The organism is Kitasatospora sp. NPDC089797, assembly GCF_040684795.1.
In the GTDB taxonomy this organism is placed as follows: domain Bacteria; phylum Actinomycetota; class Actinomycetes; order Streptomycetales; family Streptomycetaceae; genus Kitasatospora.
This window is the reverse complement of the sequence record NZ_JBFBGS010000005.1, coordinates 219,508-233,754: the sequence shown is the minus strand read 5'-3', so window position 1 is coordinate 233,754 and position 14,247 is coordinate 219,508. Positions and strand designations below refer to the sequence as shown.

Genomic DNA, 14,247 nt, shown 5'->3' with positions numbered 1-14,247 from the left:
GGGTTCCCCCTGCTCCGCCACCGCATCCTCCTCCAGTGATCACCACACAGCGCTACCACCGATTACGAGACAGAGCCGATGACCGTACAGACCCGAACGCCTCCATGATCATGTCGGTGGGTTACGGCCCCGACCAGTACGGCAAGTTCCTCCGCAACTTCGGTCCGATGAACCGGGCGGGAGGCTGGCGCCGTCTCAACGTCGCGGTGACCCGGGCACGGTACCGGGTCGAGGTCGTCGCATCCTTCGACCCCGACGGAACCGGTGCCCGTACCGCTCCGGCCGACGTCGTCAGTCCCGGCCGCGTAGTGACCCTGCGCTTCGACGGCGAGGACGAGGAACAGGAGTACGAGATCACCTCGGGAAGCCCCTTCAACGAAGGGGCCGTCCAACTCAGTCCCTTCACCGCCCTGGGCAAAGCGCTCGCCGGCCGCCCCGCCGGAAGCACTGTCGATTGCAAGGAGAACGGACGACGGCTCGTCGTCCACATCCACGAGATTCACGACTGAATACCGAGCGGGCGGTGCTCTGCCCACCGCCCGCTCAGTTCAGCCGCCCGCCAGGTGCGGCCCTCGGCACGGAGTTGAGGGCGCGACCCGCGCATTCACTGAACGCTTCCTCGCATCCGTGCGCCCGAGCCGTTCTCGTCAAACACCGTCCTGTTTCCGCCAAACGACAGATCTGGAGGCATAGTCCTGACTACGCTCGTCACTCCGCGTGCGGATCGACACGCGGGCTGTTGCAAGGGGGAATCGTGGCAGAGCTTCAGGAAGCACAACACCGGATCGAGTTCCTGGACAGCGACCCGTTGCGCGCACGGCGAGAGGCCCGTGAGCTGACCGCAGCGCTCTCCGCTGGCGAGATCAAAGCGACTCTCCTCCTTCCCGGCGCCCAGCTGGCAGCCGCCACCGACAAGGGATCCGATGTGGCGGAGCTGGTCGGTGTACTGATCTCCGGGGGCTCGCTCGTCGTCTCGGTCGTGCAGACCTGGCTCGCCCGCGTCCCCAACCGCACGATCAGCGTCACGCGGAGGTCGGACGGTGCGACGCTCACGGTCTCGGGCAGGCAGGCGCGCGAGGACACGGCCCTCCTGGAACGCTTCCTCTCCGAAGGCTCCGCAGGTCAAGAGGATCAGGACAGCTCCGCCGAGTCCGAAGGCTGAGCTCGCGCGTGGACAACGACCGCTACGCACTGCTGCTCGGGGTCTCGACCTACGAGAGCGACTCCTACCACGACCTCCCGTCCGTCCAAGCCGACCTGCACTACATGCGCGCCGTGCTGGAGAGTACGGAGATCGGGATGTACAACGAGTGCGCCGTGGTGGCCGAGCCCACCCGGGCAGAAATGCTGCGCGCACTCGAGAACTTCCTGGCAGAGCGCCAGCAGAGCGAGACAGCGCTGGTGTACTTCAGCGGCCACGGAGAGTTCTGCGAGGAGGACAACCAGCTCTACTTCCTCACACGGGACTCCGACCGCTCGAACCTCCCGGGAACAGCAGTCTCCGCCGAATTCCTGGAGCAGGCCCTGCAGGAGTGCCGGGCCGCCTCGAAGATCGTCCTTCTGGACTGCTGCTCCAGCGGCTCGGTGGTTCAGGGGTGGACCGCCAAGGGCGCCGAGCCGGACCACTCCCCAGGAGGAGCGGAGCAGCCGTCCTCGGGCGTTGCCCGCAGCACCCTCCTGCACCCCACCGGGGTGTATTTCATCACCGCCTCGGACGCACTCCAGGCCGCCTCGGCCATGGCACCTCCCGGTTCGACGCTCGGGACGTCCCGCTTCACAGGTGAGATCGTGGAAGGGCTGCGCAACGGGCGCATCAAGGACAGCGGGTGGATCAGCCCGGACGACCTCTTCACCTACCTCACCCAACAGATGGCGCGCAACGGCGTGCCCGAGGAGCAACGCCCCACCAAGTCCACGATCCGTGCCACCCGGAACCTCCCGTTTGCCCGCTCGGTGGCCCAGCCTGTCTTCCTGCCGCCTGCGCCCGGGCAAAGTCCGCAGGGAGAAGTTCCCTCGTCCTCCCTGTTCAAGGCGCGGCTCCGAGCAACAGCCGAGGAGAGCGCCGGTATCGATTGGCAGCGGCTCCTCGGTTACTACGTCGGCTGCATCGCCGCCGAGACGGCCTCGGAGATGCTCCCCCAGCGTGAAGGCGGCGAAGGGGACAGCTATTTCCTGCTCGGCTCCGGTCCGGAAATGATCCAGAGCGGCCTGGAGCGGTCTTTCCGTGCACCCCGGATCCCGGAGCGCAACAATGGCCGGGAGAACGAGTTCTGGTACGGGTACCCGGCGATCTCCCTGCCGACCGCGGATGGCGCCAACCGCGGCCGGCTATCCGTGCGTGTGGCACCCCTCCTGCTCCAGCAAATGGAGCTCGCCCCGGACGAGGAGGGTCGATCGACGCTCCGGCCAAGCGGTGTGCCGTCCCTGCACAGCGGGCTCCTGACACAGCTCATGACCGTGGAGGAAGCCGCGGAACTCGTTGCTCGCTGGCAGCCCACCTGGCAGGAAGGCAATGGGGCCCAGATGCTCCGAGCCGTCCGCGAGCTGCTGACGGAACTCAGGCTGCCGGAGCTCGAGCCCCTGGACGTCTCGGCACTGAGTCGGGAAGGCGTTGTCACCGCACTCCGACCCGGTGCCCACAACACCGCCATGTTGCTGGTGACATCGGGCTCCAACCAGATGACCCAGGGACTTGTGGACAATCTGAACCACATGGCCGCCCACTCGCATTTGATCCCCGGTACGGCTCTGGAATCCCTGCTGTCGGGTCAGCGCCTCGACTCCACGACTGGCGGACCCGTCACCGTGGTGGCCTCCGGCCCGTGCAACGAGAGCCAGGAGGCGGTGATCCGCTCGGCCATGGGGAACGCCGTCACCGTTGCCACTGGTCCGCCAGGCACCGGGAAGAGCGAGGTGGTGACCGCACTCGTCGAGACGTGTGTCCAGGCGGGACAGTCGGTCCTCGTGGCCTCCACCAACAACGAGGCCGTCGACGTTGTCGCGACTCGTTGCGAGGACATCGCGCCCGGCCTGTTGATCCGCACCGGGAACTCCAAGGCGCTGCAGGAGGAGGCTGCGAAGCTGGAGCGACTCCTCCGCGAAACCCCCCGACCGCCCGGACGGAGTTCGGCCACTGTCGCGGGTGAACTCCGCATAACCGCTGCCCGACTCAGCGACCAGCGTCGGGCAATGGGTCGGCACGTGCTGAAGGAGCTCCAGCTAACGGAGCTCCATCGCCTGCGCGAGTCCCAAGCGAAGTCGCTCGATGTTCCTGGCAATGTCCTCTCAGCCGCATGGGCGAACGAGAACGAGGCTCTCCAGCGATGGGAGGACCGGGCGCGCAGAGCCCTTCGGGCACGGTGGGTGGCTCCTGGCTGGCGCCGATCACGCGCAACGGGCACCTTCGTCAAGGCTGCTACTGCAAGCGTGGGCTCACCGTGGCCGAGCTCCGTAACCGGAGACCTTGAAACCCTGACCCGGCTGGCTGACTTCGCCGTGACCGAAGCCGAGTTGAGGGGTCTACTGTCCGAACTGGACGCTGCGGACGACCAGACCACGGCAGCGGGGCTGGCGACCATCGCCGGCCGGCTCTCCTCGCTGTCCGTCGAGGCTTCACAGTCCAAGTCCTCGGAAGTTCTCCGTACGGCGAGGGAGGTGATGAACGAGCGGCTCCAGGCACTTCGCCAACGGAAGTTCTTCCAGAAGAGCCAGAAGCAACTGCTGAGGCGTATCAAGGGTTGGGCCATCAGCACGCACTCGGTGCGCCAACTGGAGCAGTCGCCGAAGCTCTTCGACCTCGTCATCATCGACGAGGCCAGCCAGTGTTCCATTCCGTCAATCCTCCCCCTGCTGTTCCGTGCGAAGCGCGCGCTGATCATCGGCGATCCCATGCAGCTCGGGCACATCGCCTCGATCTCGCCCCAGCACGAGAGGGCTGCCAGGGAGCGCGCTGGTTTGAGCGCCGCCTGGCTGGAGGAACACCGGCTCGCCTACCGGACGCATTCCTCCTACGACGCCGCCCGCTCGAGTACGTCGTCGGCGCTGCTACTCGATGAGCACTACCGTTGCCACCCCCAGATCGCGGATGTCGTGAACGGCTACTGCTATGCAGGGCGACTGAAGGTACTCACCGATGTCCGAGATCAGGTGCCGGCTGTGGACCTGACGGGGGGTCCCGGTCCCGGAGCCGTCCTGTCGTGGGTCGACGTGCCCACTGGGGAGTCCGCCCGGGGCGGGCGCGGGGGCTCCTGGTGCAACACCATGGAGGCGTCAGCCGTCGAACGGGTGGTGTCCGAGCTGTTGAGCCGCCTGCCTGCCGATGCAAAAGTCGGCGTCGTGACACCCTTCCGGGCACAGAAGGAACTCCTGGAGCGGAGACTGCGCGACGACCGTGTCCTGGTCGGAACGGTGCACGCGTTCCAGGGCGGCCAGCGCGACGTCATGGTGCTCACACTTGTCGCTACCGACAACGCACCCCAGAACACGATCCACTGGGTCGCGAGCCAGATGAACCTCTGGAACGTTGCCGTCACCCGTGCCAAGTCCCAGCTGATCACGGTCGGCCACCGTGCCTTCTGGCAGCAGCACGCCGGGCTGCCGGCCGAGCTGGCGAACCGGTCGGTTCCGGTCGACCTTGACCGAACCGCCGGGTCGGCTCCGCTCGATCACGTGCCCATTTCCTCGGCCGCGATGTCCGCGGGGCGCACGGACCTCGCCGACCGGCTCCAGACTCACCTCGACGACCACGGCATCCATGCTATGGAGCGATCGGCTCTCGTCGGGGGGACGACCGTCGACTTCGTGGTCACGACACGCGACCCGGTCTCGGGGAATGACGAGAACGTCGTGCTGGTCATTGACGAAGGCCCGCGGGACGACGAGGAGCCAGGGCGCCACCTGCGGCTCACACAGGCTCACTGCGATCTTCTCGTGGGACTGCCTTCGGGCGGAGTCGGAGCCAAATCAGCGCCAGTCGCTCGGAGCATCCGCATCCCCGCATGGCGCATCCTGGCCGGAACAGGTGTACCAGGTCTCACCGGTTGAGCATGCAGGATCCCTCCGAGTCGACGCACTGGTTGGCCGATAGAGGTGCCAGCCACGTGGCGAATGTGTGACGCCGCCCACGGCGCCGACCGGCAGGCCCCGCCACCGAATTCGAGTCCATGATGTCGGCGGCGACCACGGTCAGCTATCCGTGGTCGCCGCCCGCGCACCGCAGCTTCTCTTCTCGCCGCGCGCGGTGAGTCGCAATCAGGTAGTAGCGGTACCAGGCGCAGAAGGTCTTCGGAGTTCGTTCCTATGTCCGGGAGTTGAAGTGAACGAGGCCGAAGCGCCAACCGAACACCTCTGCCCCCGAGTGTCGGTGCAGTCCGTAGACTGAAGTCACGAGTACGTCGTCGAGTGTTGCCGCCGATTCGAAGGCGAGGCCATGTCTGACTCCTTCGTCCCACTCTCCCATCCCCACAGGGCCTCCCGACGTCCGAGGGCGCGGGTCACCGACCGAACCTGTTTCACCCGACCGGAGTTGCTCACTGACCGGCTGCTGATCCAGGTCGACGCATCCCGCGTGGGATTCGCACAGGACTAACTCGACCCCATCCGCAGCGGTCTCGTGATCAGCGGGCCGAGGGCGCTCAGGAAGTCATCCGAACTGCGGGACGACGACTACGCAGGTGTGCTCATCGCCGACCCGGCCTTCTACGAGGCCGGCGTCGCGACGGTGGAGGAGCCCTACCTGTCGCGAACCGACGAGCTACCCGCCGCTGATCCGCTCGGCCAGGCAGTCCAGGAGCAGCTCGCCGTCGGCGCAACGGCGGCGCTCACACCGACCGGGTACCTCCGGGCCGGGGACGCGGCAGCCGCACGGGCTGCCGCGCGCGAGGTGGCGGCGCGCGAGGACCCGCGGATCGTGCTCGCCCTCCCGATCGACGTCGGCTGGCTGCGCAGCGACCTGGTCGGCCGCCTCATCGAAGAACTGGTCGCGGCACCGGACCTGAAGGCCGTCATGCTCGGCGGCCAGTTGGACCCTCTGGCGGGTTTCCCGGAGGCTCTCACCGGGTTGGCGCGGATACTGGCCCGGATACCGGGAACCACCCTGCTACGGACCGATCTCGCGGCATTCGGCGCACTGGCACGGGGGGCGGTGTTCGCCGGCTACGGGCTTTCGAGTCGCCTCCGACACATCGTCCCGCCCGGTGAACCCGCGAAGAGATCGGGGTTCACCACCTCCCCCGCCGTGCTGTTCCCCGAGTTGATGGCCCTGTTCCTTGGCAAGACCCTCGCTCGCCGCTTCGCCGCGACGCACGCACCTGTGTGCGAGTGCGCGGCCTGCGGGCGTCGGCTCCTGGACAGCTTCCCGAGCAACCGGGATGTCCGGCCGGCAGCCCGGCACAACACGGCCGTGCTGATGTCCTGGCATCGGACGTTGCAGGCCCTGACGACCGGGCCCGACCGTCACCGGTGGTGGCAGAATCGCTGTCGTGCCGCAGTGGACCGGTACCCGCTCGTCAACGCCGCCATCCAACAGCCGAACGGCTTCCACGTCCCGCCGCAGCTACTGCGGTGGTCCCTCCTCGGTCCGGCGCCCTCAGCACCGGCCGGCGCAGGAGTCGACTGACGGGCGGGCGGCTCAGCCCAGGCGTCCGTACAACTCCTCGACAAAGTGCCGGGCCGCAGCGGTGTGCCGCTGCGGCCGGTACGCCTCGGGTTCCAGGGCCATCCGGATTCCGTCCGACTCATGGACGAGCACGCCGATGCCGTAAAAGGCGGCCTCCGCCAAGGTTTCGTCCAGCCCTGCGCGCCAACCCCGCAACTCGTCGAAAAGGACGGCTCGTCGGCAGAACGGTGCAAATCGACCCGCACGCTCCAGACCCGTCTGCCAATCGGTGGCCCGCACAACTGCGAGGTCAACGGCGAGCAGCCGGACCGTCCGGCGCGTGACCAGATCCTCGTCCCACTCGACCGCTCCGCGCGGAAGGTCACGAACCACGGCCTGTCCCGGGAGAGAATCCATCGGAACAGGAAGGCCGATCGGGAGACCGAGCAGGCGCTCCAGCACGGGGATCCTGTCCAGCCGCTCGGCATCAACCGCCTGCCGCCTGCCGTGCTCGGCCCCATCAACCTGGTACAGCAGAAGGGCGCGGGTACCCAGGACGGAGAGCATGACGCCTTCACTCTCCGAGGGCACCTTCAAGACCGCCTCGCGCACCGAGTGCCATGCCGCAGGATTCGCCACACTTGCCATGTAGCCCACCCTGCCCTACCGGTCGGTACGACGGCCACGCGCCCCTCCGCCCAGACCTCGTAAGAGTCCTCCGGTGGATCTCGCTTCCGCAGGACAGCGCGCCCCAAACCGCGTTGCGCAGCGAGAGACGCTCGGCACAGAACTCATATCGGGTGGGCGCGTGGTGGCGGGCGTCCCCAGAGTCGCATGGCCGCCCGTCCCCGCGCGACCGGCCCACGACTGAACCACTGGCAACGGGCTGCGGACTTATCGAACACCCTGTCTTTTGCGCAGTGTCTGGGGCGCAGCTGCCGCGGGCCGCGCCATCCAGCTGGCCTCTCGGTCGTTGCCAAGAGGCCATACATCCCACAACGAATGGAGGCCAACTACCTTGGACGAGACGCCCGGTGGGCGGCGATCAGGTCGCGGTACCAGGCGTACGAGGCCTTCGGCGTGCGCCGCTGCGTCGCGAAGTCGACGTGGACGAGGCCGAAGCGCTGGTGGTAGCCCTCGGCCCACTCGAAGTTGTCGAGGAGGGACCAGGTGTAGTAGCCGCGGACGTCGATGCCCTCGGCGACGGCGGCGGCGAGGGCGTCGAGGTGGGTGGCGAGGTAGTCGATGCGGGGCCGGTCGGGGTCGGTGGACTCCTCGACGGAGCAGCCGTTCTCGGTGATGGTGACGGGTGGGAGGGCCTTGCCGTAGAAGTCCCGCAGGCCGAGGAGGAGTCGGGTGAGGGACTCGGGGACGACGGGCCAGCCGAAGGCGGTGTGGGGGACGTCGGGGACGGGGACCAGGTCGAAGGGGAGGTCGGGGCTGCTGGGGGCGGCGACCCGGGTGGGGTTGTAGAAGTTGAGGCCGAGGCCGTCGAGGCCGGGGGCGTGGATGAGGTCGACGTCGCCGGGGCGGATCGCGCCGAAGATGTCGTCGGGGACGCCGAGGGCGGTGAGGTCGGGGTAGCGGCCGAGCAGGACGGGGTCGGTGAACAGCCGGTTGTGCAGGGCGTCGTAGGCCTCGGCGGCGGCCGCGTCCGCGGCGGAGTCGGAGGCCGGCTCGACCGGGGTGAGGTTGTTGGAGAGCATCACCTCCAGGCCGCGCTCGTGGAGCAGCGAGGCGGCCAACCCGTGGGCGAGGAGCTGGTGGTGGGCGGCCGGGAGGGCCTCGAACATCAGGGTGCGGCCGGGCGCGTGGGTGCCCAGGGCGTAGCCGAAGACCGTGTGGACGAAGGGCTCGTTGAGGGTGATCCAGGCGGGGACGCGGTCGCCGAGGCGGTCGGCGACGACGGCGGCGTACTCGGCGAAGCGGTACGCGGTGTCACGGTTGAGCCAGCCGCCCTCGTCCTCCAGGGCCTGGGGCAGGTCCCAGTGGAAGAGGGTGGGGAGGGGCGCGATGCCCGCCTCCAGCAACGCGTCCACGAGGCGGTCGTAGAAGGCGAGGCCGGCCGGGTTCACGGGGCCGGCGCCGGTGGGCAGGACGCGGGGCCAGGCGATGGAGAAGCGGTAGCCGTCCAGCCCGAGGCCCTTCATCAGGGCGATGTCCTCGGGGTACCGGTGGTAGTGGTCGCAGGCGACCGCGCCGGTGTGGCCGTCGCGGACGGCGCCGGGCTGGGCGCAGAAGGTGTCCCAGACGGAGGGGCCGCGGCCGTCCTCGTGCACCGCGCCCTCGATCTGGTAGGCGGCGGTGGCGGCGCCCCAGCGGAACCCGGCCGGCAGGTCGAAACGGTCCGGCATGGCAGCCTCCTGACGAGAATGTGAGGAGGCCTCATGTTACCGGCGCCACCACGGAACACCAGAGGGCGACCGGCCGCTTCCGGACCGGTCCGCACACCCCACCACCCCTGCCCCGAAGGCCAGTTGGACGCGAGGACAAGAGTGGCGGGCACCCCTGCGGTTAATCGCCGGACCCACTCCCGGGGCAATATGCCCGCACATGACAAATCGGGCTTTACCCGCCATTCGACCCGTCATTGTGAACGCCGCATGAAAGAAATCCGGGAGGCCTTTACTGCACAATTCCCGCGATGGATACTACGACGGATCCACCGGCCTTCGATTCGCCCGATCGGCAATCGGCCGGGCCGGACCGCGGGCCCGCCGCACTTCACTCGGAGTTACTGCCCGCGATATCGCCGGAAGCCGCGGTCGCGGAACTCCGGTATTCACTCACCGTCACCGTCACCACGATTCGCGGACGGCCTGCGGGCGTGCAGAAGTGACCACCGGTCGGGCCGCCGCGCCCGGTGGGGGTGACCCCGCCGGGCGGCGCCCCGGCTCCCCCCTAGTCCTGCTCCTGCGCCGGGTCGGCGAGCGACGGCCCGGCGGGCGGCGATCCGGCCGACGACGGCCCGGGGAACGGCGGGTTCGCGCCCCCGTCCACCCCCCAGAGCACGCCGTTCAGGGCGATCAGGTAACCGAGTTGGGCCCGGCTCGAACTCCCGAGCTGCTCCGAGATCCGGCGGACGTGCTCGACGATGCTGCGGCGGCTCAGGCCGACCCGGCGGGCGATCCACTCGTCCGTCTGGCCGGACACCAGGTGGTGCAGGATCGCCCGCTGGGTGTCGGAGATCTGCGGGGTGTGCCGGGCGCCGGCGCTGCTCACGTCGATCGCGCGCTCCCAGATGTGGTCGAAGATCTTGCCCAGGTAGCGGACGATCCCCGGGTGGTGGATCTGCAGGGCGGTGACCTCGCGCTCGTCGTCGATCGGGATGAAGGCGGTCTCCCGGTCGATGATGATCAGCCGGTCGAAGAGCTCGCTGGTGGTCCGCACCTGGCCGCCGGCCGCGGTGATCACATCGATGTACTCCATGGTCGGGACGTCGAAGCGGATCTTGTGCTGGTAGATGGTCCGCTGCCGGATCCCCTGGCGCAGCCGGGGGATCTCCGACTCCAGGGCCCGGGCCAGCAGTTCGGCCGGCCGGCTGGTGCCGGGCTGGGTGGTGAGGAGTTCGGACCGGCAGGCGGCGACCGAGGTGCTCAGCACCTCGCTGATGGTCTCGCTGCCCATGATCAGCGAGTAGCCCGCGCCGTCGCGTCTGGAGGACTCGGCGTGGACCGACTCCAGCGCGGAGAACGCCGCCTGGGTGCTGAGGATGGCCGCCTGGTACTCGGCGACCCGCTCCTCCATCCGGGAGACCGCGAATCCCGCCGCGGTGCCCGGGGAGAGCGCGTAGACGAAGTCCGGCGCATCGGGCAGCGGGGGGGTCAGTCCCAGGCCCACCAGACACTCCGGGGTTTCCGAACGGGGGCGCCGGGACTCCTGGAGAACCGCGGCATACGCCTTCAGTGCCCGCTCGCAGAGTACCGGCGCAGGGGTATCGGGGGAATTGCCTGCTTCCGGGCAATCTGCACAGTGCTGCATAAGTGAGCGGTTCACAACTGTGAAGGCTAACTGATCATGCGCCCGTTCGGACCTGCGTGTCAGGATCGATACATCGCCGACGGGCCTTTGTCCGTCGGCCTAAACGGGGTGTTGAAGGAGCTGGAACGTGCGTCAGTCGGCTAATCGCCTGCTTCGCTTCGCGACCGTTGTCGCGAGCTGTGTGGTGCTCACAATTCTGGCGGCCGAAGGGGCGTCGGCCGACGACTTGTTCCGGTCGGCCGCTGCGACGGCGGGGGCCAACATCCCCGCCGACTCGCAGTGGGGGCCCTGATCCTCCACGATCCGGCCCTCGGGGATCCGCAACCCCGTGGCCGAGCTCACACACCACGCGTGACCTCCACAGGAAGGCAGTTGTCCCACCATGTCCAAGCTTGACCGTGATTCGTTCGAGGCGCTCGCCGCGCAGCTGATGGAGAAGCAGTTCCAGCGCGTGCCGAAGCTGCGCGAGCTGCACCAGGGCGAGTGGATCGACCGCGACTACTACATCCGGCACATCGCCGAGACGGTGCTGCGCATCCGCCTCAACAACGAGGTCGACGCCTACGCCCTGTACCGGGTCGGCTCGCAGGACGACGTGCTCGCCGCGAAGCTGGCGCGCTACCTGGCCGAGGAGTACGGCCACGAGCACATGTTCACCCGTGACCTGGAGCGGTTCGGGATGTCGATCGAGCAGCTCGACGCCACCCCGGTGTTCACCTCCACCGCGATGCTGATGGGGTACCTGCGCCTGGAGGCCGACCGTTCCGGCCCGGCCCCCACCACCATCTGGGACTGGTTCGTCGAGTGGTACTCGGACCGCTACAACCCGGTCATCACCGAGAAGGCCGCGGCCGAGTTCGGCGCGGACTTCGTCTACGGCACCCGCGCGCACATCGCGTTCGACGAGTCGCACGACCACGACGACCTGATGTTCCGCACGGTCTCGCGCGCCGTGGAGAAGTTCAGCACCCCCGAGCAGGCCGAGGCCTACCTGACCACCTTCATCGACCTGATCGGCGACTACTTCGCCGAGCTGTACGCGAGCACCGTGGGCGCCCGCGAAGCGCAGCCGGTCGGGGTCTGACGTGAACACCCGTCGCGAATCCCCGGTCGGGCCCGGCCGCGTCCTCATCATCGAACCGGCGTCGTCGGGTACCGCGTTGGTGGGAGCGGCCCGGGGTCTCGGATTCGAGACCGTGGTGGCCTCCTTCGACGCCGACGACCGCACGGTGCCCGACCGGGTGCGGCAGGAGGCCGATGAAGTCCTCGTCGTGGACACCAACGACGAGGAGGCGCTGTTCCTCGCCGCGGCCTCGGCGCACGGGGCCTCCCCGTTCGCCGGGGTCCTGGCGGGCTTCGAGTTCTACGTCCCGGTCGCCGCCCGGCTCGCGGCGCGGCTGGGGCTGCCCGGCCTGCCGGTCGACACCGTCGAGGGCGTCCGGGACAAGGCGGTGATGCGGGCCGCGACCGCCGCCGCCGGGCTGCGGGTGCCGCGCTTCGCCGAGGTGTCCACCGAGGCCCAGGTCGCGCAGGCCGCCGCCCGGGTGGGCTTCCCCTGCGTCCTCAAGCCGGTGGACTCGGCCGGCAGCGTGCACGTCACCCGGGCCGACGACGTCGACCACCTGCTCGCGGCCTACCGCGAGCTGGCCGCGGACGACCGCCCGGACATGGGCCGGCGGACCGAGGGCCGGGCGCTCGTCGAGGAGTACCTCGACGGTCCCGAGCTGTCGGTGGAGGGCTGCGTGGGTGCGGACGGCCGGACGGTCGTCGTCGCGGTGACCCACAAGGTCCTGGGCCCCGAACCGTCCTTCGTCGAGATCGGGCACGTGGTCCGGGCGGACCTGCCGCCGGCGACCAGGCGCGCGGTCGAGGACTACGTCGGCGAGGTGGTGGACGCGCTGCGGGTCACCGTCGGGCCGTTCCACTGCGAACTGCGGCTCGTCGCGGGCGAGCCGGTGCTGATCGAGCTGGCCGCCCGGCTCGGCGGCGACCGCATCCCTGACCTGGTCGAGGCCGCCACCGGGGTCCGTCTGCCGGAGCTGGCCGTGGCCGCGCTCACCGGGCTGGACGCCGCGGCGCTGCCGTCCCGCGCGCCGCGGGCCAAGTACGCCGGGATCCGCTTCCTCACCGCCTCCGGGGAGGGCGGGCGCCCGACGGCCGAAGGGCTGGCCCGGATCGCCGGGTGGCCCGGAGTGCTGGAGTCCGAGCTCACCCACGCCGCGGACACCCCGGTTCCGGGGGACCAGGACTACCGCAGCCGCGTCGGCCACGTCCTCTACACCGCCGACTCGTACCAAGACGCCCTCGACCTGGGCAGTCGCATCACACTTGGAGTCAGCCTTGCCCTGCCAGTTGCCTGATCAGTCCCCGAGCGAGCCGCCCGTCCCGCCGATCCCGGGCCAGGAACCGCTGCTCCTGGTCGTCAACCGGTTCGACGACGAGTTCGGCGAGTACCACCGCTTCCTGCCGGAGGGCAGCTTCCGGCTGGCCTACCTGGCCACCGCCGACGCCCTCGACCCGCTGGACCGCGAGGGCGCCGTGGCCACCGTCGTGGTCCCCGACCTGCGGCTGGAGACCCTGCTGCCGGCGGCCCGCGCGATCGCCGAGGAGCACGGCCCGCTGGCCGGCGTGGTCGGGCTCTCCGAGTTCGACCTGGAGGTCACCGCTGAGCTCCGCGAGGCGCTGGAGGTCCCCGGCTGGGGCACCGACTACGTGCGGCGCTTCCGCGACAAGACCGTGATGAAGGAGTGGGTCGCGGCCGCCGGGGTGCGGGCACCGCGCTTCCTGCGCCTCACCGCGGACACCACCGCCGAGCAACTCCTCGAGGCCATCCCGCTGCCGCTGATCCTCAAGCCGAAGGACGGGGCCGCCTCGCGCGGCGTCCGGCTGGTGCGCACCGCGGCGGAGCTGACGGCGGCCCTGGCGGAGATCGCCGGCGAGTCCGCGACCGACGGTTACCAGGCCGAGGAGTACGTCGAGGGCCCGATCTTCCACGTGGACGGGATCCGGGTCCAGGGCGAGTACCACTGCGTCACCGTGTCGCAGTACTTGAACACCTGCCTGGACTTCGTGCACGGCACGCCGCTCGGCTCGGCCCTGCTCGACCCGGGACCGCTGCGGGACGAACTGGCCGGCTTCGCGATCGACTGCCTGGACGCGCTCGAACTCTGGACCGGGCCGTTCCACCTCGAAGTGATCACCGACGCCACCGGGCTGCCGGTGTTCCTGGAGGTGGGCCTGCGGCCGGGCGGCGCCGGCGTGCCCTTCCTGCACCGCGACCTGTTCGGGATCGACCTGTACTGCGAGGCGTTCCGCACCACCGTCGGCCTGAAGCCGCTGAGCGCCGAGCACGTGCTGCCCGGCGAGGCCGCCTCCGGCGGCTGGCTGGTGTTCCCCGAGCCGCCGGCGCAGCCCGCCCGGGTGGTCTCCCGGGCGTCGCTGGTCGCCGCCGTGCCCGAGGTGTACGGCGAGGCGCTCCCGGCGGTCGGGCACGTCTTCGACGGCAACGGCGGCTACGACCACGCCGGTGGGCGCTTCCTGCTGCGCGGGGCGGACCAGCGGGCCGTGAACGCGGCCATGGTCGAGGCGATCGCGCACTACCGGGTGGACGTCGAACCCGCCGAGGCGGCCGCGGTCCGCGCCGGTGAGCCGGTGGCGCTGTGAACGGGGAC

10 protein-coding genes are annotated in these 14,247 nt (G+C 69.5%); 7 read left to right on the top strand and 3 right to left on the bottom strand.

What is annotated here, in order from left to right:
- Nucleotides 1–35 precede the first annotated feature (35 nt).
- From AB0O91_RS06655 to AB0O91_RS06640, 4 genes are all read left to right on the top strand, one after another.
- Nucleotides 36–509 carry a GreA/GreB family elongation factor gene (locus tag AB0O91_RS06655; RefSeq protein ID WP_363428579.1) on the top strand — a complete coding sequence of 158 codons (474 nt, stop codon included), beginning with the start codon at nt 36–38 and terminating at the stop codon, nt 507–509.
- A gap of 245 nt (nt 510–754) precedes the next feature.
- Complete coding sequence (locus AB0O91_RS06650) at nt 755–1,162, top strand: hypothetical protein (RefSeq protein ID WP_363428577.1); 408 nt, start codon at nt 755–757, stop codon at nt 1,160–1,162.
- 8 nt (nt 1,163–1,170) lie between these two features.
- Nucleotides 1,171–5,043 (top strand): AAA domain-containing protein, encoded by a 3,873-nt coding sequence (locus AB0O91_RS06645; RefSeq protein ID WP_363428575.1) that lies wholly within the window; start codon nt 1,171–1,173, stop codon nt 5,041–5,043.
- 631 nt (nt 5,044–5,674) lie between these two features.
- Nucleotides 5,675–6,616 carry a hypothetical protein gene (locus AB0O91_RS06640; RefSeq protein ID WP_363428573.1) on the top strand — a complete coding sequence of 314 codons (942 nt, stop codon included), beginning with the start codon at nt 5,675–5,677 and terminating at the stop codon, nt 6,614–6,616.
- Nucleotides 6,617–6,628: 12 nt separating this feature from the next.
- On the opposite strand, the gene AB0O91_RS06635 is transcribed toward AB0O91_RS06640, so the two are convergent.
- The 3 genes from AB0O91_RS06635 to AB0O91_RS06625 form a co-directional block, all read right to left on the bottom strand.
- Nucleotides 6,629–7,243, bottom strand: a complete 615-nt coding sequence (locus AB0O91_RS06635) for a hypothetical protein (RefSeq protein ID WP_363428571.1) — start codon at nt 7,241–7,243, stop codon at nt 6,629–6,631.
- A 365-nt stretch (nt 7,244–7,608) separates the two neighbouring features.
- Entirely contained in the window at nt 7,609–8,949 is a 1,341-nt protein-coding gene (locus tag AB0O91_RS06630) for a GH1 family beta-glucosidase (protein ID WP_363428569.1), read from the bottom strand.
- Between the two features lie 547 nt (nt 8,950–9,496).
- Nucleotides 9,497–10,435 (bottom strand): LuxR C-terminal-related transcriptional regulator, encoded by a 939-nt coding sequence (locus AB0O91_RS06625; RefSeq protein ID WP_363428567.1) that lies wholly within the window; start codon nt 10,433–10,435, stop codon nt 9,497–9,499.
- A gap of 523 nt (nt 10,436–10,958) precedes the next feature.
- On the opposite strand from AB0O91_RS06625, the gene AB0O91_RS06620 reads away from it, so the two are divergent.
- From AB0O91_RS06620 to AB0O91_RS06610, 3 genes are read left to right on the top strand one after another with little or no spacing between them, the layout of a single operon-like run.
- Nucleotides 10,959–11,660 (top strand): hypothetical protein, encoded by a 702-nt coding sequence (locus tag AB0O91_RS06620; protein WP_363428565.1) that lies wholly within the window; start codon nt 10,959–10,961, stop codon nt 11,658–11,660.
- A 1-nt stretch (nt 11,661) separates the two neighbouring features.
- Nucleotides 11,662–12,936 carry an ATP-grasp domain-containing protein gene (locus AB0O91_RS06615; RefSeq protein ID WP_363428563.1) on the top strand — a complete coding sequence of 425 codons (1,275 nt, stop codon included), beginning with the start codon at nt 11,662–11,664 and terminating at the stop codon, nt 12,934–12,936.
- Nucleotides 12,929–14,239 carry an ATP-grasp domain-containing protein gene (locus AB0O91_RS06610; RefSeq protein ID WP_363428561.1) on the top strand — a complete coding sequence of 437 codons (1,311 nt, stop codon included), beginning with the start codon at nt 12,929–12,931 and terminating at the stop codon, nt 14,237–14,239. The genes AB0O91_RS06615 and AB0O91_RS06610 overlap by 8 nt, the downstream gene beginning before the upstream one ends.
- Nucleotides 14,240–14,247: the final 8 nt, after the last annotated feature.